This is a genomic window from Oxalicibacterium flavum, assembly GCF_014635065.1.
Taxonomy (GTDB): domain Bacteria; phylum Pseudomonadota; class Gammaproteobacteria; order Burkholderiales; family Burkholderiaceae_D; genus Oxalicibacterium; species Oxalicibacterium flavum.
In genome coordinates, this window is sequence record NZ_BMCG01000003.1 from 555,412 (window position 1) to 579,436 (window position 24,025).

The 24,025-nt window shown below is 64.6% G+C and carries 16 protein-coding genes; 8 read left to right on the top strand and 8 right to left on the bottom strand.

The genetic code is table 11. The annotated features are described in order from the left end of the window. Positions 1–54 precede the first annotated feature (54 nt). Positions 55–984 (top strand): CysB family HTH-type transcriptional regulator, encoded by a 930-nt coding sequence (locus tag IEV38_RS09685; protein ID WP_188395968.1) that lies wholly within the window; start codon positions 55–57, stop codon positions 982–984. A 93-nt stretch (positions 985–1,077) separates the two neighbouring features. On the opposite strand, the gene IEV38_RS09690 is transcribed toward IEV38_RS09685, so the two are convergent. From IEV38_RS09690 to IEV38_RS09720, 7 genes are all read right to left on the bottom strand, one after another. Then, positions 1,078–2,166 (bottom strand): M48 family metallopeptidase, encoded by a 1,089-nt coding sequence (locus IEV38_RS09690; protein WP_188395969.1) that lies wholly within the window; start codon positions 2,164–2,166, stop codon positions 1,078–1,080. A gap of 17 nt (positions 2,167–2,183) precedes the next feature. Next, positions 2,184–2,633, bottom strand: coding sequence for a dUTP diphosphatase (gene dut, locus IEV38_RS09695; protein WP_188395970.1), 450 nt, complete (start codon positions 2,631–2,633; stop codon positions 2,184–2,186). 10 nt (positions 2,634–2,643) lie between these two features. After that, on the bottom strand, positions 2,644–3,849 hold the full coding sequence (coaBC, locus tag IEV38_RS09700) for a bifunctional phosphopantothenoylcysteine decarboxylase/phosphopantothenate--cysteine ligase CoaBC (RefSeq protein ID WP_188395971.1): 1,206 nt from the start codon (positions 3,847–3,849) through the stop codon (positions 2,644–2,646). 79 nt (positions 3,850–3,928) lie between these two features. Continuing rightward, positions 3,929–4,420 carry a signal peptidase II gene (lspA, locus tag IEV38_RS09705; protein ID WP_188395972.1) on the bottom strand — a complete coding sequence of 164 codons (492 nt, stop codon included), beginning with the start codon at positions 4,418–4,420 and terminating at the stop codon, positions 3,929–3,931. A 66-nt stretch (positions 4,421–4,486) separates the two neighbouring features. Then, positions 4,487–7,384, bottom strand: coding sequence for an isoleucine--tRNA ligase (gene ileS, locus IEV38_RS09710; RefSeq protein WP_188395973.1), 2,898 nt, complete (start codon positions 7,382–7,384; stop codon positions 4,487–4,489). Between the two features lie 72 nt (positions 7,385–7,456). Continuing rightward, a complete protein-coding gene (locus tag IEV38_RS09715) occupies positions 7,457–8,446 on the bottom strand; it encodes a bifunctional riboflavin kinase/FAD synthetase (protein WP_188395974.1) in 990 nt (329 codons plus the stop codon). Between the two features lie 115 nt (positions 8,447–8,561). Next, on the bottom strand, positions 8,562–9,287 hold the full coding sequence (locus IEV38_RS09720; protein ID WP_188395975.1) for a 16S rRNA (uracil(1498)-N(3))-methyltransferase: 726 nt from the start codon (positions 9,285–9,287) through the stop codon (positions 8,562–8,564). A gap of 196 nt (positions 9,288–9,483) precedes the next feature. Here IEV38_RS09720 and tkt point away from each other — a divergent pair, with 196 nt between their 5' ends. From tkt to gap, 3 genes are read left to right on the top strand one after another with little or no spacing between them, the layout of a single operon-like run. Then, positions 9,484–11,478, top strand: coding sequence for a transketolase (tkt, locus tag IEV38_RS09725; protein ID WP_188395976.1), 1,995 nt, complete (start codon positions 9,484–9,486; stop codon positions 11,476–11,478). Further along, a complete protein-coding gene (locus tag IEV38_RS09730) occupies positions 11,475–12,035 on the top strand; it encodes a GNAT family N-acetyltransferase (protein ID WP_188395977.1) in 561 nt (186 codons plus the stop codon). The genes tkt and IEV38_RS09730 overlap by 4 nt, the downstream gene beginning before the upstream one ends. 39 nt (positions 12,036–12,074) lie before the next feature. After that, positions 12,075–13,085, top strand: a complete 1,011-nt coding sequence (gene gap, locus IEV38_RS09735) for a type I glyceraldehyde-3-phosphate dehydrogenase (RefSeq protein ID WP_188395978.1) — start codon at positions 12,075–12,077, stop codon at positions 13,083–13,085. A 53-nt stretch (positions 13,086–13,138) separates the two neighbouring features. On the opposite strand, the gene glnE is transcribed toward gap, so the two are convergent. Then, the gene (gene glnE / locus IEV38_RS09740; RefSeq protein WP_188395979.1) at positions 13,139–15,853 is read right to left on the bottom strand and encodes a bifunctional [glutamate--ammonia ligase]-adenylyl-L-tyrosine phosphorylase/[glutamate--ammonia-ligase] adenylyltransferase; all 2,715 of its coding nucleotides are present in this window, start codon (positions 15,851–15,853) and stop codon (positions 13,139–13,141) included. 133 nt (positions 15,854–15,986) lie between these two features. Here glnE and IEV38_RS09745 point away from each other — a divergent pair, with 133 nt between their 5' ends. From IEV38_RS09745 to aroG, 4 genes are all read left to right on the top strand, one after another. Continuing rightward, a complete protein-coding gene (locus tag IEV38_RS09745; RefSeq protein WP_188395980.1) occupies positions 15,987–20,180 on the top strand; it encodes a YhdP family protein in 4,194 nt (1,397 codons plus the stop codon). A 30-nt stretch (positions 20,181–20,210) separates the two neighbouring features. Further along, positions 20,211–21,020, top strand: coding sequence for a carbon-nitrogen hydrolase family protein (locus IEV38_RS09750; RefSeq protein ID WP_188395981.1), 810 nt, complete (start codon positions 20,211–20,213; stop codon positions 21,018–21,020). Positions 21,021–21,168: 148 nt separating this feature from the next. After that, a complete protein-coding gene (gene tldD / locus IEV38_RS09755) occupies positions 21,169–22,629 on the top strand; it encodes a metalloprotease TldD (RefSeq protein WP_188395982.1) in 1,461 nt (486 codons plus the stop codon). A 293-nt stretch (positions 22,630–22,922) separates the two neighbouring features. Further along, positions 22,923–23,990: a 3-deoxy-7-phosphoheptulonate synthase AroG gene (aroG, locus tag IEV38_RS09760; RefSeq protein ID WP_188395983.1), complete on the top strand. Its 1,068-nt coding sequence runs from the start codon at positions 22,923–22,925 to the stop codon at positions 23,988–23,990. The last annotated feature ends 35 nt before the right edge of the window (positions 23,991–24,025 follow it).

The following is a 24,025-nucleotide window of genomic DNA, read 5'->3' on the forward strand; positions in this document are numbered from 1 at the left end:
AGATTCAGTAACCCGTTTGCCCATGACGACGATGTTTGACCGAGGTGTCTTGCAATGAATTTTCAGCAATTACGATCGATACGCGAAACCGCACGCTGCGGCTATAACCTGACCGAAGTGGCCAATGTGCTCTTCACCTCGCAGCCTGGTGTGAGCCGCCAGATCCGCGAGCTCGAGGAAGAGCTCGGCGTCGATATCTTCGAACGCAACGGCAAGCGCCTGACCGGCCTCACCGATCCCGGCCGCGGCATCCTGCAGATCATCGACCGCCTGCTGCTGGAAGCGGAAAACCTGCAGCGCGCCAGCCGCGAATACGCGGAGCAGGAGATCGGCACGCTGGCCGTCGCGACCACCCACACGCAGGCGCGCTACATGCTGCCCAAGGTGGTGCAGGCATTCCGTACGGCGTTTCCCAAGGTGCGCATCGCGCTGCAGCAGAGTTCGCCCGAGCACATCGCCGAATGGGTGCTGTCCGGCAAGTCCGACATCGGCATCGCGACCGAGGGCCTGAGCCAGTTCGAGGATCTGGTCTCCTTTCCGTGCTATCGCTGGCACCATGCGATCGTGGTGCCGGACGGTCATCCGTTGCTCGAGAAGTCGCCTGTCAAGCTGCAGGACCTTGCGCAGTATCCGCTGATCACCTATGACCTCGGCTTCACCGGCCGCAGCCATATCGACGACGCCTTCAAGAATGCCGATCTGACCACCGACATCGTGCTGACGGCGATGGATTCGGACGTGATCCAGCAGTATGTCGCACTCGGCCTCGGCGTGGGGCTGGTGGCCTCGATGGCGCTGAAGAGGAACGGTCCCAATCCCGGCCTCAAGGTCATCGACGGCGCGCATCTGTTCGCGGAGAACGTCACGCGCCTGGCGGTGCGCAAGGGGGCCTACCTGCGCAGCTATACCTACGATTTCATCCTCGAGTTCGCGCCCGACCTGACGCGCGAGGACATCGACAAGGCGATGCGCGGCGGGGTGTAAACGCCGCTGTACGGGCTGTCGATTTCCTGCTGGCGCATGGACAAACAAAAAGGGCGATGCCATGGCATCGCCCTTTTTTCATCATCGCTCTGTTCAGGGCAGCAGTGGCCGGCGCGATGCCTGCTTGGCCTTGATGTCGGCCGTCGCCTTGCGGATCGCGATCAGGCGCGCCGGCGTTGCCGGATGCAGGGCGGTGTAGCCGTTGGTGACGCTGGCCGGATACTGGTTCGCCAGGCGCTGCCAGAAGGCGGCTGCGCCATCGACGCTGTAGCCGGCACGCGCCAGCATGTACAGCGCCACGGTATCGGCTGCACCGTCAAGGTCCTGCGGGTAAGGCTGGATGCCGGCACTGCCACCGAGCACGCTCAGGTCGGGATTGACGCGCGTCATGTTGTCGATGACGGCACCGATGGTGGCGTTCATCTGCTGGCGCGACGGATGGCCGAGCGCATTGTGCGCAAGTTCGCGCGCCAGGACGTAGGCCAGTTCGGTGTCGTTGCGCACGAAGTTGAGCATGCCGCGCGTGACCAGCACGCGGCGGCCGTCGGCGTAGGCATTGACGTTATCGACGTTGCCGAGTTCGATGCCGAAGCCGCAGGCTGGCGTCAGCGGCACGTTCAGGTTGACCGGCGCACCGTTGCGCAGCAGGCCGAGACGTACCGTCGACAGGCTGTTGACGATGGGGCCGAGCACGGCGGCTGCCTGGCGCTCGGCGTTCGGACCCTGCGGCATGGCCTGGTTCTCGGCCGTCAGCAGGACGTCGCCGCGCTGCACGCCGGCACGCGCGGCGCCGCTGTTCTTCAGCACGCCGGTGATCTGCAGGCGCTCTTCCAGTCCGAGCGTGGTGGCGGCGTCAACATAGTCTTCCGAATACGAGTAACGCGTCTTGGCGGTGAAACCGATCAGCTTGCGCGCATTGTTCCTGCACAGTTCCGCGTTATCGACCAGCAGTGGCGCGGACACGTTGTAGAGGCGCTCCTGCTGCGTGGTGATCAGGCGCAGCGTCTGCAGTTGCTGCGATTCGGCGGGCGGCGTACCGGCGGCAGGACCGCTCGTGCGCGGCGTGTCGAGCGAGACGGTAGAACAGCCTGCCAGCACAAGCGCGGCCAGCGGCAGGCAGGCGGTTGTGCGGGAGGGAAGGCGGCGCAGACGGGATACGAAGGGGTGAAGCAGGCCTTGCATAAGTCGTTCTCCTGAAATTAGTGTTTGCCGGTGCTGCCGAAGCCGCCCTGGCCGCGTTCGCTGGCGCCGAATTCCTCGACGACATTGAAGCCGACCTGCAGCACGGGCACGATGACCAGTTGCGCCAGACGCTCCATCGGGTTCAGCGTGAAGGCGGTCTGCCCGCGGTTCCAGGTGGAGACCATGAGCTGGCCCTGGTAATCGGAGTCGATCAGGCCGACCAGGTTCCCGAGCACGATGCCGTGCTTGTGGCCCATGCCGCTGCGCGGCAGGATGACGGCGGCGTAGCCCGGATCGGCGAGATGGATCGCAAGGCCGGTCGGCACCAGGTGCGTGCTGTCGGGTTCGAGCACCAGCGGCACGTCGAGGCAGGCGCGCAGGTCGAGACCGGCGCTGCCCGGCGTGGCGTAGGCCGGCAGCTGGTCCTTCATGCGCGGGTCGAGAATCTTGACGTCGATTGTTTTCATGTTGCGGGGATCAGGATTGGGAGGTGGTGAGGCGCGCGGCGATCTCGCCGATCAGCTGGCGCGCGAGTGTCTGTTTGTCTGCATGCGGCAGCGGCGTGTGGCCATGGTCGTCGAACAGGACCAGTTCGTTGGTGTCCTGGCCGAAGGTCTGGTGGCCGATGTTGCCGACCAGCAGCGGAATGTTCTTCTTGCGGCGCTTGGCCTCGCCGTGCGCGACCAGGTTTTCCGATTCGGCGGCAAAGCCGACGCAATACGGCTTCTTGTCGAGCGCGGCGACTGCGGCCAGGATATCGACGTTCTCGTCGAATTCGAGCGCAGGCGTGCGGCTCTCGGCGGTCTTCTTGATTTTCTGCGCGGCGACGTTGCGCACGCGCCAGTCGGCGACGGCGGCGACGGCGACGAATACATCCTGCGCTGCCGCGCGCGCCATGACGACGTCGTGCATCTGCTGCGCCGTCTGCACATTGATGCGCTGCACGCCGAACGGCGTTTCCAGCGCGGTCGGGCCGGATACCAGCGTGACCTCGGCGCCGGCCTCGCGCGCCGCGCGCGCGATCGCATAGCCCATCTTGCCGGACGACAGGTTGGTGATGCCGCGCACCGGATCGATCGGTTCGAAGGTCGGGCCGGCCGTCACCAGTACCGATTTGCCGGCGAGCGCCTTGGGCTGGAAGGCTGCGACGATTTCCTCGAGCAACTGTGCTGGTTCCAGCATGCGTCCCATGCCGGTTTCGCCGCAGGCCTGTGCGCCGGCGTCGGGGCCGAGCAGGGCGATGCCGTCGGCGCGCAGCTGCGCCACGTTGCGCTGGGTGGCCGGGTTCTGCCACATCTCGACGTTCATGGCAGGCGCCACCAGCAGCGGCAGATGGGCGGGACGTGCCACGCACAATGTGGACAACAGATCGTCGCAGGCACCGTGCGCGAGCTTGAAGATGAAATCGGCCGAGCAGGGCGCGATGACGATGGCGTCGGCCTCGCGCGTGAGGTCGATGTGCGCCATGTTGTTGTCTATGCGCGCATCCCACTGATGCGTATAGACGGGATGCCCGGACAGCGCCTGCATGGTGACCGGCGTGATGAAATGGCTGGCCGCTTCGGTCATGACCACCTGCACGGAGGCGCCGGCCTTGACCAGCGCGCGCGTCAGTTCGGCGGCCTTGTAGCAGGCCACGCCGCCGGAGAGGCCCAGCACGATGTGTTTACCAGCGAGATCCATACCGTCTCCTGAAAGATTGCCGGCTAGTGTAGCAGTTCGTCCGTATCGTCTGTACTTGCCTGTATCCGCCTGCGATGCCCTACTTGCCGACGCGCCGCAGTTCATCGTAGATGAACAGCACGGCGCCGATGCAGATCGCGCTGTCGGCCACGTTGAAGGCCGGCCAGTGCCAGCCGCCGACGTGGAAGTCGAGGAAGTCGATCACGTGGCCGTACAGCAGGCGGTCGATCACGTTGCCGAGCGCACCGCCGAGGATCAGTGCCAGTGCCCAGCTGAACAGGCGCTGGCCGGCGTGCTTCTTCAGCAGATAGATGATGAAGACGGCGGCAGCGAGGCCGAGGATGGTGAAGAAATAGCGCTGCCAGCCGGTTTCGGATGCCAGGAAGCTGAACGCCGCGCCCTTGTTATAGACGTGGACGAAATTGAAGAAGGAGGTGATGGCCACCGATTCGCCATAGGCCAGCATGCGCACCGCCGCGATCTTGGTGATCTGGTCGAGCAGGATGATGATGGTGGCGATGCCGAGCCAGGGCAGCAGGCCGGCGGAGGAAAGGGAGCGTTTGTTTGCCATCGATGGTGTCGGTTGCGTGGATGAACGTCGTGCCGGCGCGCTGTACGCAACCGGCACGACCCTGGATCAGGCGAAGCGCCGCGTCTCGCCCTGACCGAACAGGTTGGAAATGCAGCGGCTGCACAGGCCCGGATGCTCGGCATGAGACCCCACTTCGACGCGATAGTGCCAGCAGCGCTCGCATTTTTCGTGTGCCGAGGGCGTGACGGTGACGCTTTCCTCGTCGGCGCTCGCCGCCTGCGCCACGCGCGCGGCGGAGGTGATGAAGACGAACTTGAGGTCGTCGTCCAGGCTCGCCAGCAGCGCGTACTTGTCGGCGGTGACCGCGAGATCGACTTCGGCCTGCAGCGAGGAACCGATGCCGCCGGCCACGCGGACTTCTTCCAGTTGCTTCATCACGCCGTCGCGAATCTCGCGCAGGGTCGCGTACTTGGCGAGCAGCGCGGCGCCGTCGGCCACTTCGGGCAGCGCGTAGTGCGTCTGCGTGAAGAGGGTGTCGCCGGCTTCCTCGCCGGCGAACACGGCCCACGCTTCCTCGGCCGTGAACGACAGGATGGGCGCCAGCAGGCGCAGCAGCGACTGCGTCATGTGCCAGATCGCGCTCTGTGCCGAGCGGCGTGCATGCGAGGCGACGCCGCTTGTGTAGAGACGGTCCTTCAGGATGTCGAGATAGAAGCCGCCGAGGTCTTCCGAGCAGTAGCCCTGCAGCTTGGCGACCACCGGGTGGAATTCATAGACCGTGTAGTGCGCGCGGATCTCGTCCTGCATCGCCTGCATCTGCGCGATCGCGTAGCGGTCGATCTCGAGCATGTCGGCCACCGCCACCAGGTCCTTCTTCGGATCGAAGTCGGAGGTGTTGGAAAGCAGGAAACGCAGCGTGTTGCGGATGCGGCGGTAGGCTTCGGTCACGCGCTTCAGGATCTCGTCCGAGATCGACAGTTCGCCCGAATAGTCGGTGGAGGCGATCCACAGGCGCAGGATGTCGGCGCCCAGCGTGTCGGAAATCTTCTGCGGCGCCAGCGTGTTGCCGAGCGACTTGGACATCTTGCGGCCTTCGCCGTCCACCGTGAAGCCGTGCGTCAGCAGCGCCTTGTAGGGCGCGCGGCCGTTGAGCATGGACGAGGTCAGCAGCGAGGAATGGAACCAGCCGCGATGCTGGTCCGAACCTTCGAGGTACAGATCGGCGGGGAAGGCCAGTTCTTTTCCGTGCGAACCCTGTCCTTTTGGTCCACCTAAGACGGTCTGGTGCGTGCAGCCCGAATCGAACCAGACGTCCAGCGTGTCGCGGTTCTTCACGTAGAGGTCCGCTTCGTCGCCCAACAGTTCCTTCGGATCGAGCTTGAGCCAGGCTTCGATGCCTTCCTGCTCGACGCGCTGCGCGATCTGTTCCAGCAGTTCCGGCGTGCGCGGATGCAGGTCGCCGGTTTCCTTGTGGACGAAGAAGGCCATCGGCACACCCCACTGGCGCTGGCGCGACAGCGTCCAGTCCGGACGGTTGGCGATCATGCCGTGCAGGCGTGCCTTGCCCCAGCCCGGGAAGAACTGCGTTTCCTCGATCGCGGCCAGGGCCGTTTCGCGCAGCGTCGCGCCCTGGTTTTTCGGCATCACGTCCATGCCGGCGAACCATTGCGAGGTTGCGCGATAGACGATCGGCGTCTTGTGGCGCCAGCAGTGCATGTAGCTGTGGTCGAACATGACGAGCTTGAACAGCGAGCCGACTTCGTCGAGCTTGGCGCAGATCGGCTTGGAGGCTTCCCAGATCGTCATGCCGCCGAACAGCGGCAGCCACGACGCGTAGCGGCCGTCGCCCATCACCGGCGCGATGATCTCGTCGTCGCGCAGGCCGTGCTTCTTGCACGAGATGAAGTCATCGACGCCGTAGGCCGGCGCCGAGTGCACGATGCCGGTGCCGCTGTCGGCCGCCACGTAGTCGGCCAGATAGACCGGCGAGGTGCGGTTGTAGGCGGGATCGAGATCGGCGAACGGATGCTTGAAGCGTATGCCTTCGAGTGCTGCGCCGTCGCAGCTGGCGATGACCTTGCCTTCGAAGCCGTAGCGCTTGAGTACGTCCTCGACCAGGTCGGCGGCCAGGATCAGCAGCAGCGGCTCGCCGTTGCGCGCGGTTTCGACCAGCGCATAGCGCAGTTCCGGGTGCATGTTGAGCGCCTGGTTGGACGGGATGGTCCACGGCGTGGTGGTCCAGATGACGGCGTAGCCCTTGTCGATAGGCAGCCTGGCGAGACCGAAGGCCTTGGCGACCTTGTCCGGTTCCGCGAACGGGAAACCGACGTCGATCGCCGGATCGCGCTTGTCCTGGTATTCGACTTCCGCCTCGGCCAGCGCCGAGCCGCAGTCGAAGCACCAGTTGACGGGCTTCAGGCCGCGATAGACGTAGCCTTTCTCCATCAGCGTGCCGAGCGCGCGGATTTCATCGGCCTCGTTGCCGAAGTTCATGGTCTTGTACGGGTTGTCCCATTCGCCGAGCACGCCGAGGCGGATGAAGTCCTTCTTCTGGCGCTCGACCTGTTCGTTGGCATAGGCGCGCGCCTTGGCCATGACTTCCTCGGTCGGCAGGTTCTTGCCGAACTGCTTTTCGATCTGGATCTCGATCGGCATGCCGTGGCAGTCCCAGCCCGGCACGTAAGGCGCGTCGAAGCCGTCGAACTGGCGTGTCTTGATGATCATGTCCTTCAGGATCTTGTTGACCGCGTGGCCGAGGTGGATGTCGCCGTTCGCATACGGTGGGCCGTCGTGCAGGATGAACTTGGGGCGGCCCTTGGAAGCGGCGCGGATCTTTTCATAGATCTTGCGTTCCTGCCATTGCCTGACCCATTGCGGCTCGCGCTTGGCGAGGTCGCCGCGCATCGGGAAGGCGGTATCGGTCATGTTGACCGGATACTTGCTGGCCGGCTTGCCGGATTTGTTTTCGGCTTTTTTCTCGGTTTTGTTCTGATTGTCGGACATGGTCTGCTTTTCGAAAGATATCGGTGGATCGAACGGACGTGGCGCCGGCACTGCCGGCAGGACGTTCGATCGTCAAATTCGGTCGGTGGCCGAGGTCGCGCCGTCGCTGCGCTGCGTAGGCAGTTGCGCGAACCAGGCGCGCGCCTCGACCGCATCGCGCACGATGGCGGCGGTCAGCGTCGGCAGGTCGATGTATTTTTCCTCGTCGCGCAGCTTCTTCAGGAATTCCACGCGTACCAGCTTGCCGTAGCACGGCTGGTTGTAATCGAACACATGGGTTTCCAGCAGCACGCGGCCGCTGTCATCGACCGTCGGCCGCACGCCGATGCTGGCCACGCCGGGCAGCGGCTGGTCCGCCAGGCCATGCACCTGCACCACGTAGATGCCGGAAACGGCAGGGCGGTTGTGGCTGACGCGCAGGTTCAGCGTCGGAAAGCCGATGGTGCGGCCGAGCTTCTTGCCGTGCACCACGTGACCGGAGATCGAATACGGATGACCGAGCAGGGTTTCTGCGGTGGCGAAATCGCCGTGCATCAGCGCCTCGCGCACCGCCGACGACGAGATACGCGTGCCGCTGCTGGTCACGGTCGGCTGTGACTCCACCGTGAAACCGTATTTTTCGCCGGCTTCCAGCAGGGTGGCGACGTTGCCGGCGCGGCGCGCGCCGTAGCAGAAGTCCTCGCCGACGATTAGCCACTTGACGTGCAGCCCGTGCACCAGGATGTTCTCGACGAATTCCTGCGGCGTCAGTGCGGCGAAATGTTCGTTGAAATGCTCGACGATCACGCGATCGACGCCGGCGCGCGACAGCGAGGCCAGCTTGTCGCGCAGGCTGGCGATGCGCTTGGGCGCACGCGACGGATCGCCGGCACGCGCCGCGAAGTATTCGCGCGGATGCGGCTCGAAGGTCATCACCGCCGACTCCAGCCCCATGGACGACGCGACTTCGCGCAGGCGCGCCAGCAGGGCCTGGTGGCCGCGATGCACGCCGTCGAAGTTGCCGATCGCCAGCGCACACGGTGCGCGCGATGCCGCATTGGGAAGTCCGCGAAATACCTTCATCGAGTCAGGAAGAGCCGGGCGGCGGGGCCGCCGCAAAACCTTGCATTATAAATGCTTTCGCCGCGATTTCCCCGGCGCGCGACGCCGGAACGGGCGTTTCAGGCGCCGAGGCGCGCTACATCGCACCCCATACCGCGTTCAGCGCCGCCAGCGCCGCCAGCCCCGCGGTTTCGGTGCGCAGCACGCGCGGCCCCATCGACAGCGCCAGCACGCCGCGCGCGATGGCGTCGTCCTCCTCGCGCTCGGTGAAGCCGCCCTCGGGACCGATCAGCAGCGCCAGCGACTGTGGCGGCTGGTGGCGCGCCCAGTCGGACAGCGACTGCTCGGCGCGCGGACTCAGCAGCACGCGTCGGTGCAGGTCGTCCTGCGCGATCCATTGCGAGAAGGCGACCGGCTCGGCCAGCGTCGCCAGGCGATTGCGGCCGCTTTGTTCGCTGGCGGCGACGATCACGCCCTGCCAGTGCTGCATCTTCTTTTCCGCGCGGTCCGACGACAGGCGCACCACGCAGCGCTGCGCGGCCAGCGGCTGGATCGCGTGCACGCCGAGCTCGACCGCCTTTTCGATGATCCAGTCCATCTTGGATGCCTCGGGCAGCGCCTGCGCCAGCGTCACGGCGTAGGGCAGTTCGGTTTCCACCGGCTCGAACAGCTTGATGTCGGCGCTGGCGCGTTTCTTCTCGATGGTCGCCAGCGTCGCCGTATATTGGCCGCCGTCGCCGTTGAACAGGGTGATGCGGTCGCCGACGGCCAGGCGCAGCACCTGGACGTGGTGCGCAACGTGGTCGGGGAGGGAAACGGTCTGGCCGATGGCGAGTGGTTGCGGGCAGAAAAAGCGGGGCATGCGGACTTTCCGGTTGGGTGCGCGGCAAAGGTTGCCGAAAACGCATGGATGCAAAGTTTTCACCAGCAGCGATTTTAGTCCGGGGAGGCGCTCTCTGGTAAAATATGCGCCTTCGCAACACCCTCGCCGCAAGGCGTGGCGGACCGCCTGCGGTCTGCCTTGATTCCACTCCATCGACCGCCCTTCTTATTCAAACATGACTTCCTCGCTGACGACCACCAAGATGGCCAACGCAATCCGCGCGCTGGCAATGGATGCTGTGCAAAAAGCCAATTCCGGCCACCCAGGCATGCCGATGGGCATGGCCGAGATCGCGGTGGCGCTGTGGTCGCGGCACTATTCGCACAACCCGGCCGATCCGAAGTGGGTCAACCGCGACCGTTTCGTCATCTCCAACGGCCACGGCTCGATGCTGCATTACGCGCTGCTGCACCTGACCGGCTACGACCTGTCGATGGACGAGATCCGCAATTTCCGCCAGCTGCATTCCAAGACGCCGGGCCACCCGGAAGTCGATATCACACCCGGCGTGGAAACCACCACGGGCCCGCTCGGCCAGGGCATCACGAACGCGGTCGGCATGGCGCTGGCCGAAAAGCTGCTGGCCGCCGAATTCAATCGTCCAAACCTGGACGTCATCGACCACTACACCTATGTCTTCCTCGGCGACGGTTGCCTGATGGAAGGCATCTCGCACGAAGCCTGTTCGCTGGCCGGCACGCTGGGCCTGAACAAGCTGATCGCGCTGTATGACGACAACGGCATTTCGATCGACGGCCACGTCGAGGGCTGGTTCACCGACGACACGTCGAAGCGCTTCGAAGCCTACGGCTGGAACGTGATCCGCGCGGTTGACGGGCACGACGTCGATGCGGTTGACGCGGCCATCACCGCCGCCAAGCAGTCGGACAAGCCGACCCTGATCTGCTGCAAGACCATCATCGGCAAGGGTTCGCCGAACCTGGCCGGTACCCACGGCGTGCACGGCGCCGCGCTCGGCGACATCGAGATCGCCGCCACGCGCGAAGCCATCCTCTGGCAGCATGTGCCGTTCGAGCTGCCGGACGACGTCTATGCCGCATGGGACGCGAAAGCAAAGGGCACGCAGGCGCAGCACGACTGGAACGCCAGGCTCGAAACCTATGCCAAGCAATTCCCGAAGGAAGCCGCCGAACTCGCGCGCCGCGTGGCGGGCGAACTGCCGGCCGATTTCGACAAGACGGTTGACGCCTATATCGCCGCCTGCGTCGACAAGGCCGAAACCATCGCCACCCGCAAGGCCAGCCAGAACGCGATCCAGGCGCTGGCGCCGGTACTGCCAGAATTCCTCGGCGGCTCGGCCGACCTGACCGGCTCCAACCTGACCAACTGGAAGGAATCGGTCGCGGTGCGCGCCGGCCAGCCAGGCAACCACATCAACTACGGCGTGCGCGAGTTCGGCATGAGCGCCATCATGAACGGCATCGCCCTGCATGGCGGCTACATCCCGTTCGGCGCGACCTTCCTGACCTTCTCCGACTACAGCCGCAACGCGCTGCGCATGGCGGCGCTGATGAAGATCCGCTCGCTGTTCGTCTTCACCCACGATTCGATCGGCCTTGGCGAAGACGGTCCGACGCACCAGTCGATCGAGCATGTCTCCAGCCTGCGCCTGATCCCCAACCTCGACAACTGGCGTCCGTGCGACACGGTCGAATCGGCCATCGCATGGGAGCAGGCCGTCAAGCGCCGCAACGGCCCGAGCACGCTGATCTTCTCGCGCCAGAATCTGCCGTTCCAGCAGCGCACGCCCGAGCAGATCGCCAACATCCGCCGCGGCGGCTACGTGCTGCGCGACGCCAAGGATGCCAAGGTGATCCTGATCGCCACCGGTTCCGAGATCGAACTGGCGACCAAGGCCGCCGACGAGCTTGCCAAGCACGGCGTCGGCGCGCGCGTGGTCTCGATGCCGTCAACCGACGTGTTCGACCGCCAGGAAGCCGCCTACAAGGCCAGCGTGCTCACGCGCGGCGTGCCGCGCGTGGCGATCGAAGCCGGCGTGACCGACTTCTGGTACAAGTACGTCGGCCTCGAAGGCGGCGTGGTCGGCATCGACACCTTCGGCGAATCGGCGCCGGCCGGCGTGCTGTTCAAGCACTTCGGCTTCACGGTCGAAAACGTCGTCGCCACCGTCAAAAAAGTGCTGGCGTGACCGAGATCAGCTTCCGCCGCGCCACGCCCGACGATGCCGCCGCGATCGCGGCGCTGCGCGTCGATAGCTGGCGCACCACCTATCGTGGCGTGATGCCCGATGCCTACCTCGACGGCATGAAGACCGAGGACAGCATCGCGATGTGGTCGCAGGTGCTGCTGGCCGACGTGCCGGCGGTCGCCGTGTTCGTGGCGCTGGCCGGCGACGAGATCGTCGGCTTCGCCTCGGGCATGCTGCTGGCGCCGGAAAAGCTCGGCTTCGACGCCGAACTGACCGCCATCTATCTGAAGCCGATCGCGCAGCGCGGCGGCGTCGGTCGTCGCCTGCTGGCGCTGGTGGCCGAGGCGATGCAGCAGAAGGGTGCGGAAGGCTTGCTGGTGTGGGTGATTTCCGAGAACAAGGCGGCGCGCGGCTTTTATGAAGAACTCGGCGCCGAGTTGCTAGTCGAACAACCGTTTACCTGGGACGAGCTCGATCTGATGGAAGCCGGCTACGGCTGGCGCGATCTGCCCGCATTGCTGGAAGCCTGCGCGAGCAAGCAGCCGTCCGTGCAGTGAAGTTTCTTTCGTTGATGTTGAATTTTCTGGAGAACAAGAATGACCATCCGCGTTGCAATTAACGGCTATGGCCGTATCGGCCGCAATGTCCTGCGTGCCCACTACGAAAGCGGCAAGAAAAACGATATTCAGATCGTCGCGATCAACGATCTCGGCAAGCCGGAATCCAACGCCCACCTGACCCGCTACGACACCGCGCACGGCCGCTTCCCCGGCACGGTCGAGGTGGACGGCGACTACATGGTCGTCAACGGCGACCGCATCAAGGTGTTTGCCGAACGCGATCCGGCCAAGCTGCCGTGGGGCGAGCTGAACGTCGATGTCGTGCTCGAATGCACGGGCTTCTTCACCACCAAGGAAAAGGCCTCGGCGCACCTGAAGGGTGGCGCCAAGAAAGTCATCATCTCCGCGCCCGGCGGCAAGGACGTCGATGCGACCGTGGTGTTCGGCGTCAACAACAATGTGCTGAAAGCCAGCGACACTGTCATCTCCAACGCCTCGTGCACCACCAACTGCCTGGCGCCGCTGGTCAAGCCACTCAACGACAAGATCGGCCTCGTCAACGGCCTGATGACAACCGTGCACGCCTTCACCAACGACCAGGTGCTGACCGACGTCATGCATGAAGACCTGCGCCGTGCACGTTCTGCCACGCAGTCGATGATCCCGACCAAGACCGGCGCCGCCGCCGCCGTCGGCCTCGTGTTGCCTGAACTCAACGGCAAGCTCGACGGCTTCGCGATCCGTGTGCCAACCATCAACGTCTCCATCGTCGATCTGTCCTTCATCGCGGCGCGCGACACCACCGTCGATGAAATCAACGCGATCATGAAGGAAGCCTCGGAAGGCGCGCTGAAAGGCATCCTGACCTACAACACCGAGCCGTTCGTGTCGGTTGACTTCAACCACAACCCGGCTTCGAGCAACTTCGACGCGACGCTGACCAAGGTCTCGGGCCGCCTGGTCAAGGTCTCGTCGTGGTACGACAACGAGTGGGGTTTCTCGAACCGCATGCTGGATACCACGGTCGCATTGATGTCGGCCAAGTAAGCGTATCGTGCTTGAAAAAATGCCCCGCACGAGCGGGGCATTTTTATTTGCGTTTAGGCAAACACCTGCACATACAGAAGCGTGACCGCTGTAATTTCGTCCTTCACCTTGTCGATGCCGACCCGCGCCTGTTCGATTCCCTGCAGGCGGCTCTGATGCTGCATCTTGCGGAAGGTCCGGTACGCATCGCCCGTCTTCACTGCCAGTTCCGCATCGATCAATCCCAGTTCGCCAAACAGTTTGAGCAGTGCGATGTTGCCAATGTCGCCTGTCAGTTGCGGGTATTGCGCTGCATGTCGTAACACCATGTACTGCACGATGAATTCGATGTCGATCATGCCGCCGGCATCGTGCTTGAGATCGAAATCCGCGCTCTTGCTGGGGTGTGCCTCGCGCAGCTTGGCACGCATGGCGAGGACTTCGCGCTTGAGGGTGTTGGATTCGCGTGGCTGGCGCAGGACGTTTTCGCGGATGGTTTCGAAGCGGCTGCCGATGTCGGCGTCGCCGGCGCAGTAGCGCGCGCGCGTGAGCGCCTGGTGTTCCCACAGCCAGGCCGAGGTGGTCTGGTATTTCTCGAACGAGGCGACCGTCGATACCAGCAGGCCGCTGGCGCCGTCCGGGCGCAGCGCGATATCGACGTCGAACAGGATGCCGGCCGGCGTGTGCGCGGTCATCCAGGTGATGAAGCGCTGCGCGAGCCTGGCGTACAGCGCCGGCGCGTCGGGATGGTCGTCGTCGTAGAGGAAGATGACGTCGAGGTCGGAGGCATAGCCGAGCTCCTTACCGCCGAGCTTGCCGTAGGCGATGACGGCAAAGCGCGGTTCGTCGCGGTGCCGGTTGGGAAACGTCATCCAGATCGCGTGGATGGTTTCGGCCACCAGCGTATCGGCCAGTGCGGACAGGTGATCGGCCAGTTTTTCCACGCTGAGGTCGCCGACCAGGTCCTGCGCCAGCAGGCGGATCAACTGCGCATGGTGCATCTCGCGCAGCACGTCCATCTGGCGTTCGGTGTCGCCCGGCGATTCCTCCAGCCGTTGCCGCACCTCGCGTCCGAACGCGGTCCAGTCGGGCGTGGCCTTCAGCGTGCGGTCGTCGAGCAGTTCGTCGAGCAGCAGCGGATGGCGCGTCAGGTACATGGCGGCCCAGTTGCTGGCGGCGATCATGCGGATCACGCGTTCGAGCGCGTGCGGGTATTCGGTCAGTAGCGCGAGATAGGCGGCGCGGCGCGCAATCGCCTCGAGGAAGTCGAGCAGGCGGCCGAGCGTGACGGCATGCTTGTCCGCGACCTTGGCGATGATGGGCAGGCTGGCATTGACGAGCGCGACCAGCTTGTTGCGGCTGGCTTCGGGCAGCGTCTGCAGGCGCGGCGAGCGCCAGGTCGAGACCATGCGGCGGGCTGCTTCGGCCGGTTCGTCGAAGCCCAGATTGCCGAGGTAGTGCGCGATCGATTCCTCGCTGTCGGTGCTCGACAGCACCACGTGCAGTTCGGCCTCGACCTTGGTTTCTTCATCCTTCGCATCGCCCTTGCGGTCGCTGAAGATTTCATCGAAGTGGCGCGCGACCAGGTTGCGCTGTTCCTCGAGCGCGGCCAGCAGCGCGGCGGTGTCGTCGCAGCCCATCATGCGCGCCACCGTCAGGCGGTCGGCGTCGTTGGCGGGCAGGGTGTGGGTTTGCGCGTCGTCCAGGTATTGCAGGCGATGCTCGAGGTTGCGCAGGAAGGTGTAGGCGTGCAGCAGCTCATCGACCGTTTCGGGCTTGAGCAATTGCCGCTCGGCGAGTGCATGCAGCGTTTTGCGGGTGGAGCGGTCGCGCAGGCCGGCATCGCGCCCGCCGCGGATCAGCTGGAACACTTGCGCCAGGAATTCGATCTCGCGGATGCCGCCGCGGCCAAGCTTGACGTTGTGGCTGCGCTCGGGATGGCGCGTCTCCTGCCGCGTGACTTCGGCGCGGATCTGCGCATGCATGTTGCGGATGGCGTCGATCGAGCCGTAGTCGAGATAGCGGCGATAGACGAAGGGCCGGATGATCTTTTCGAGCACGGCGATGTCGGCCGGCTTGCCGGTCAGCGCCCGCGCCTTGACCCACGCGTAGCGTTCCCATTCGCGGCCCTGCACGATCAGGTATTCCTCGACCATGCCGAAGCTGGCGGCCAGCGGTCCCGAATTGCCGTTGGGACGCAGCGCCATATCGACGCGGAAGGTGAAGCCGTCCTCGGTGATCTCGGCCAATGCCGCGATCAGCTTCTTGCCGGTGCGCACGAAGAACTCGTGGTTGGACATGGGGCGTTGCTCGGGCGAGGTGGTGCGCGTCTCGCCATCCTCGTGATAGACGAAGATCAGGTCGATGTCGGACGAGACGTTGAGTTCGCCGCCGCCGAGCTTGCCCATGCCGAGCACGATCAGTTCCTGTTCCTCGCCCGAATCCTCGCCGATCGGCGTGCCGTGCTGCGCGCTCATGTCGGCGCTGACGGCGGCCAGCACGCGCTGCACTGCAAAGTCGCCGAAGGCGGTCATGGTGGTGACGACTTCGTCGAGGTCGGCCTGGCCGCCCAGATCGCGCCGGATCAGTGCGGCGATGACGAGGTTGCGCAGGCGGCGCATGGCGGCCGGAAGCGAGGCGCCGGCCTCTGTTTCGTTTTGTAAAACCCGAGCGAAAAGGTCGGGGTTCAGGGATAATTTGGCAACTTCGGCAACCTTTTCCTCACGGGAGCTGTCTGCGTTGATCCATCGTGTATAAAACCGGGAAGCGTCGAGAGTGGACAGGGACATGTCTTTGTCTGGAAAGGATGCTGATCGATACGGAAAACGATATGGAAAAGAGAGTTCTTGCAGAACTCTGCAGGCCGGGTCGCTGTCTGCCCGTTTGATTTTACGCGATGTGCCCCTCTCGACGATTTGATTGATGCCTACCGAGCAAGTGCCACCTGACCAAGCCGTGCCGGCCGGAAGCCTGCGTGCGCGCTGGTGTGCCGTGCGTGGCGGCTGGCGCCGCTTCGATGTGGCCGCCTTCGGCTTGCCGTGCCTGGCGCTCAAGCTGATGCTGGTCGCGTACTTCGTGTTTGCAATTGTTTACCTTGGCTTGCGCTACGCGGTCATGCCGCAGATCGATGAGTATCGCGGCGAGGTGGAACGCGTTGCGACGCGCGCGATCGGCCGTCCGGTGACGATCGGCGCAATCTCCGCATCGTGGCAGGGCCTGCGGCCGCAACTGCAGCTGGGGCAGGTTGCCATCTATGGTCGCGACGGCCAGCCTGCCCTGCAATTGCCGCATGTTTCGGCCGTGGTCTCGTGGTGGTCGCTGCCGGTATTCGATCTGCGCCTGCACCGGCTCGATATCGATCGGCCCGAGATGGACATCGAGCGCGATGCGCAGGGGCGCTTCCATATCGGCGGCATGCCGCTCGATACCGAGCAGGAAGGAAACGGTCGCGGTGCCGACTGGGTGCTTTCGCAGCGCGACATCCACATCAATAGCGGTCGCCTGCGCTGGAAGGATGCACTGCGGCAGGCGCCGGAACTGGTACTCGAGCGTGTCAACATGGTGCTGCAGAGCCGCGGACGACATCATCACTTCGGCCTGCAGGCGGTGCCGCCGACTGCCATCGCGGCACCGCTGGACGTGCGTGCGCGATTCGAGCATCCGCGCTTTGCCGAACGCATCTCGAATCCGGCGCTGTGGACCGGCGAAATCTATGCCGACCTGCGCGATACCGACCTGGCGGCGTGGAAGACCTATCTCGACTTTCCCTTCGATCTGCAGACCGCATCCGGTTCGCTGCGGACCTGGCTGTCGTTCGACCATGCGCGCGTGGCGAACCTGACTGCCGATCTGGCGCTGTCCGACGTGCTGGTGCAGTTGCGCAAGGACCTCCCGCCGCTCGATCTGGTATCGGCACAGGGGCGCGTCTCGATACAGGAAACCATAGACGACAGCGTGCGCGACGGCACTCCGACCTTCGGCCTGCGGGGCCACGCGGTCGCGGTCAGGAATTTCACGCTGCAGACGCGCGACGGCCTGGTGCTGCCGACCACCACGGTCAGCGAGCGCTTCGTCGCGGCCAGGAACGGCGCGCCGGAACGCACCGAGGTGCAGGCGCAGATGCTCGATCTGCAGGCATTGGCGGCGTTCGCCGAGCGCCTGCCGTTGCCTGCAACGCAACTGCAGTTGATCCGCGATTTTGCGCCGCGCGGTCAACTGAAGGACTTTTCCGCGCAATGGCAGGGCGCCTATCCGGACGTGCAGTCGTACAGCGTCAAGGGCGATTTCAACGGCCTGAGCCTGCGTGACCAACCCGCTCGCCCGGCACGCAAGGCAAGCGCAGGTTCGCCGGCGCAGGCGGCAGTGCCGGCCATTCCGGGTTTCGAGAATCTGTCGGGCCACATCGATGCGGGCGATCAGGGCGGCTCCATTTTGTTGGCTTCCCGGGACGTCAGCGTTGCGTCTCCCGCGTATCTGGCCGATCCAGTGCTCGAATTCGATACGCTGGATGTGGATGCCAAATGGCGTTTCGAGAAGAACGACATGCTGCTGATGACGGTGCGCCGCATGGCGTTTGCCAAGGACAGCCTGCGCGTTGCGCTCGAGGGTTCGCACCTGATGCCGCTCGACCGGCGCGAGCGGCCGGGCACCGGTGTCATCGATCTGAAGGGGACCATAGACGGACTGCCGCTGCAACAGGTCGGCAGCTACCTGCCGCTTGGTCTGCATCAGGACGTGCGCGAATGGCTGGACGGTGCGCTGGCGGGGGGCATGCTGCGGGATGCGACATTACGGGTCAAGGGCGATCTGGCGCGCTTCCCGTTCCACAAGGAGGGGGCGGGAGCGAAGGACAAGAGCGAATTCACGTTCGCGGGCCGCATCGAGGATGGCGTGCTCAACTATTCGCCGACGCTGCATGCGCGTGACGGCAAGTCGCCGCTGTGGCCGCTGCTGGAGAAGATTCAGGGCAGCATCCTGTTCGACAAGACACGGCTCGAAGTTCACGGCAAGTCCGGCGAGACACATGGCACGCAGGTGGCCGACGTCAAGGCGGTGGTGCCCGATCTGTTGTCGAAGGAATCGGTGCTGCATATCGACGGTACTGCGAGCGGGCCGTTGCAGAACTTCCTGCGCTATACGGTTGACAGCCCGGTCGGCGAATGGATAGGCCATTTCACCGATGAAGCCAAGGGAAGCGGCAATGCCGCGCTGTCGCTCAAGCTTGCGCTGCCGCTGCACCACATGCGCGAGGCGAAGGTCAACGGTGCGCTCAAGTTTGCCAACAACGGCGTGACACTGATGAATGTGATGCCGGAGATCGCGCAAACCAGCGGCCGCCTCGAATTCGACGAAAAGGGCGTGATGCTGCGCGACATCAAGGGCAGCTTCCTTGGCGGTCCGCTGACGCTGTCCGGCGGTTCGCAGAAGGACGGGACGATCCAGGTCCGAGCCGAAGGCACGCTGACGGCGGCCGGCTTGCGCAAGGCCTATCCGGCACAGAATCTGCAGAAGGTCATGGACCGCGTCAGCGGCAGCACGCGCTACAGTGCGACGGTCGGCGTGCGCGGCAAATCGGTCGATGTTGCGGTTGATTCCAACCTGCGCGGGCTCGGACTGGATTTTCCATCGCCGCTGCAGAAGAACGCACGCGATCCCTTGCCGCTGCGGTACGTACAGAGCGGTGTGCCGTCTGACGATGCGGCCGTCCTGCGCGATACGGTTCGCATCTCGCTCGGCAGCACCATCGCCTCGCTTTACCAGCGCGAGCGCAGCAGCGAGCCGGGCGCGTCGTGGCGCGTGGTGCGCGGCGGCATCGGCATCAACGCGCCGCTGCCGCCGTCTGGTGCGGGCCTGCAGTCGAACATCAGCGTCGCCGCGCTCGATATCGACGCATGGATCGCGGCCATCGGCGGTGCGTTGACACGCGGCCAGACCGATACTGCGCAGAACGCGCCGGGACTGGCGCAGTACCTGGAACCGGACAAACTGGCGGTGCGCGCCGACGAAATGACCGTGCTTGGCAAGCGTTTCGACGATGTGACGCTGGGCCTGACGCGTGGCGACGAGATGTGGCAGGCGAATATCGAATCGGTGCAGGCACATGGCCATCTGGCGTGGAACGAGCCGCGCGGCGGACGCGGGCTGGGCCGGGTGACGGCGCGCCTGAAATCGCTGGTGGTGCAGAAAACTGCCAGCGGCGAGGTCGATACCATGCTCGACAAGGTCGATGACGATGCCACCGAACTGCCGGCACTCGACATCGTTGCCGACAGTTTCGAGCTGTACGGCAAGAAGCTCGGTCGGCTCGAACTGCTCGCGCATTACGTGCGCGCGACGGAGGGCCGCGAGTGGCGCATCCGCAATCTGGCGCTTTCCAATCCGGACGCCGACTTCAAGGCCACCGGCAACTGGATCGCCAGGAACGGCGGCAACGCCTCGCACCTCGATTACCAGATGGATATCCGCGATTCCGGCAAGCTGCTGGCGCGCTTCGGCTTTGCCGACGTGCTGCGCGCCGGCGCCGGCAGCATGAGCGGCGACATCAGCTGGCGCGGGCTGCCGTTCGCGATCGACTATCCGAGTCTGAGCGGCAACATCAATCTCGACGTCAAGAAGGGTCAGTTTCTCAAGGTGGAGCCGGGCGCGGCCAAGCTGCTCGGCGTGCTCAGCATGCAGTCGCTGCCGCGCCGCCTGACGCTGGATTTCCGCGACGTGTTCTCGGAAGGCTTCGCCTTCGACGGCATCAATGGCAGTGCGCGCATCACGGATGGCGTGGCGCAGACCGGCAACCTGAAGATGCGCGGCGTGTCGGCCACCGTGCTGATCGACGGCGTGGCCGACATCGTGCACGAGACGCAGGACCTGCGCGCGGTCGTGATTCCGGAGATCAATGCGGGCGCGGCTTCGGTTGCCTACGCGCTGGCGGTCAATCCGGTGATCGGCGCCGGCACGCTGCTGGCGCAACTGTTCCTGCGCCAACCGCTGGCGCGCGCCTTCACTTACGAATACGCTATTACCGGTGGCTGGAGCGACCCGAACGTCAGCAAGATCGAACGCAAGGTCGAGACCGATACGCCGCCGAATTCCCGTCTTTCCCAATCGCTGTACGAAGGCTGAAGATCAGGGCCGCATCATGAGGGTACGAGCATGACCGAATCCACCGCCGCACGCGTAGCCGCGATCCAGATGGTATCGACGCCCGTCGTCGAGGAAAATGTCGCGACCGCGACGCGCCTGATCGCCGAAGCGGCACAGCAGGGTGCAACGCTGGTGCTGCTGCCCGAATACTGGGCCGCGATGGGCATGGACGAGCGCGACAAGATCGCGTTGGCCGAGCAGGATGGAACGGGGCCGATCCAGGAATTCATGGCGCGCGCCGCGCGCGACCACGGCGTCTGGCTGATCGGCGGCACGCTGCCGCTGGCGGCGACCGAAGACAAGGTGCTCAACACCATGATGGTCTATGACGCCGAGGGCAAACGCGTCTCGCGCTACGACAAGATCCACCTGTTCAGCTTCACGCGCGGCGAGGAATCCTACGACGAGGCGCGCACCATCGTGCACGGCAAGGAAGTCGGCGCCTTCGAGGCGCCGTTCGGCCGCGTCGGGCTGTCGGTCTGCTATGACCTGCGTTTTCCGGAACTGTACCGCGCGATGGGCGACTGCACGCTGATGGTGGTGCCGGCCGCCTTCACCTACACCACCGGCCGCGCGCACTGGGAAATCCTGCTGCGCGCGCGTGCCATCGAGAACCAGTGCTACGTGCTGGCGGCTGCGCAGGGCGGGCGCCACGTCAATGGCCGCACCACCTGGGGCCACAGCATGCTGATCGATCCGTGGGGCGAGATCAAGTCGGTCTGGAACGAGGGCGAGGGCCTTGCAATCGGCGATATCGAGCCCCATCATCTCCAGCGTATCCGCGAGAATCTGCCGGCGCTCAAGCATCGCTTTCTGTGACGCAACGCGCGGTAGCGGTGTCGTCCCGATGCTGTCTTGACATTGCCCGAACGCAGCGGCGGGGCGTTTGCCGCGGATGCTCTACAATTCGTCTATCCGAACATTTGCGGTGGCCGGTTCAGTCCGGCCGCCGCCTACCTTGCAGACCATGACGCCTTTCGAACCCAATCTCACTACGCTGGCCGTGGCCCGCGACATTCTCCTGACGCCGTTCGGCCTCGACGAGTCCGCGCTGGTCAAGACGCTGGGCACGATGTTCGCGCATCGCGTCGATTACGCCGACCTCTATTTCCAGTTCACCAAGAGCGAGGGCTGGAGCCTGGAAGAAGGCATCGTCAAGACCGGCAGCTTCTCGATCGACCAGGGCGTCGGCGTGCGCGCGGTGTCGGGCGACAAGACCGCGTTCTCGTATTCGGATGAAATCTCGCAGCGCGCATTGACCGAAGCTGCGCTGGCTACGCGCACCATCGCGCGCCAGGGCGCCGGCAAGGTCAAGGTCGCATCGCAGATCCAGCCGGCCGGCGGCCGCTCGCTGTACCTGCCGCACGATCCGCTGACCTCGCTCGACGCCACCGAAAAAGTGCGCCTGCTCGAACGCATCGAGCGTATCGCGCGCGCCAAGGACCCGCGCGTGGTGCAGGTCATGGCGGGACTCGCCGGCGAGTACGACGTGGTGCTGGTGGCACGCAGCGACGGTGTGCTGGCGGCCGACATCCGTCCGCTGGTGCGCCTGTCGATCACCGTCATCGCCGAGCAGAACGGCCGCCGCGAAATGGGTTCTTCTGGCGGCGGCGGACGTTACAACTACGCCTACTTCAGCGACGAACTGCTCGAGAAATACGCGAGCGAGGCGGTCGCCTCGGCGCTCGTCAACCTCGAAGCGCGTCCGGCACCGGCCGGTCCGATGACCGTGGTGCTCGGACCCGGCTGGCCCGGCGTGCTGCTGCACGAGGCGATCGGCCATGGCCTCGAAGGCGACTTCAACCGCAAGGGATCGAGCGCGTTCTCGGGACGCATCGGCGAGCGTGTCGCGGCCAAGGGCGTGACCGTGGTGGACGACGGCACGATTGCCGACCGCCGCGGTTCGCTCAACATCGACGACGAAGGCAACCCGACCCAGTGCACCACGCTGATCGAGGACGGCATCCTGAAAGGCTACATCCAGGACACCATGAACGCGCGCCTGATGAAGATGCCGATCACCGGCAACGCGCGGCGCGAATCGTATGCGCACCTGCCGATGCCGCGCATGACGAACACCTACATGCTCGCCGGCGACAAGGACCCGCAGGAAATCCTGGCGTCGGTGAAGAACGGCCTGTACGCGGTCAACTTCGGCGGCGGCCAGGTTGACATCACCAACGGCAAGTTCGTGTTCTCGGCCAGCGAGGCCTACATGATCGAGGACGGCAAGATCAGCTATCCGGTCAAGGGCGCCACGCTGATCGGCAACGGACCGGATGCCTTGACGCGCGTGTCCATGATCGGCAACGACATGCGGCTCGACAGCGGCGTCGGCGTCTGCGGCAAGGAAGGGCAGAGCGTGCCGGTCGGCGTCGGCCAGCCGACGCTGCGGCTCGACGGCGTGACCGTCGGCGGCACTGCCTGACGGGCAAACACGGCACTGTCTTGGCAGAAAGGCATGGCGGGATTGCCACGCTTTTCGCCGCCGCGCTTGCCAAACGGCCTGATTTGCTGCACTATTGCCTGTACATAACCGCTTTGACAGTAATGAAATGACTTCCCTGCGCTTCGCGTTTTACTTTTACTTTAGCTATTCCAGCCCGATGGCGGTGGAGAAGCGGTAAGCGCGCAAGCATAGAAAGCAAACCGAAATTCTTTGAAAAACCGCCCGCGTGGCGGTTTTTTTGTTTTTGCAGAACGGATCAACTGGAGAAAACCATGCCGCGCACCGACGATTTACGGATTAAGGAAATGAAGGAACTGGTACCACCGTCGCATCTGATTCGCGAGTTCGGCTGCTCCGAAAAGGCAGCCGAGACCGCGTCCAGTGCGCGCACCGCGCTGCATCGCATCCTCCACGGCCAGGACGACCGCCTGATGGTGGTGATCGGTCCGTGCTCGATCCACGATACCAAGGCCGCGATGGAATACGCGCACCGCCTGGTCAAGGAGCGCGAGCGCTTTGCCGGCGAGCTAGAGATCATCATGCGTGTCTATTTCGAAAAGCCGCGCACCACGGTCGGCTGGAAGGGGCTGATCAACGATCCCTACCTCGACGGCAGCTTCCGCATCAACGACGGCCTGCGCATCGCGCGCGAACTGCTGCTGAACATCAACGAACTCGGCCTGCCTGCCGGCACCGAATTCCTCGATGTCATCAGCCCGCAGTACATCGCCGACCTCATCAGCTGGGGCGCGATCGGCGCGCGTACCACCGAATCGCAGGTGCACCGCGAACTGGCTTCCGGCCTGTCGTGCCCGGTCGGCTTCAAGAACGGTACCGACGGCAACGTCAAGATCGCGGTTGACGCGATCAAGGCCGCCTCGCAGCCGCACCATTTCCTGTCGGTGACCAAGGGCGGCCACAGCGCGATCGTTTCCACGCTCGGCAACGAGGATTGCCACATCATCCTGCGCGGCGGCAAGACGCCGAACTACGATGCCGAGAGCGTCGAGCAGGCCTGCAAGGACATCGCGGCCAACGGCCTGGCGGCGCGCCTGATGATCGACACCTCGCACGCCAACAGCAGCAAGAAGCCGGAGAACCAGGTGCCGGTCTGCGCCGAGATCGGCAAGCAGGTCGCGGGTGGCGATACGCGCATCGTCGGCGTGATGATCGAGTCGCACCTGGTGGCGGGCCGCCAGGACCTGATTCCGGGCAAGGAACTGACCTACGGCCAGTCGATCACCGACGGCTGCATCAACTGGGAAGACAGCCTCGGCGTGCTCGAAGGCCTGGCCGAAGCGGTCAGGCAGCGCCGCCACGTGAAGGACCCGGACGCCTGAAGGCAAGACTGAAATTCAGACACCCATGAAAAAAT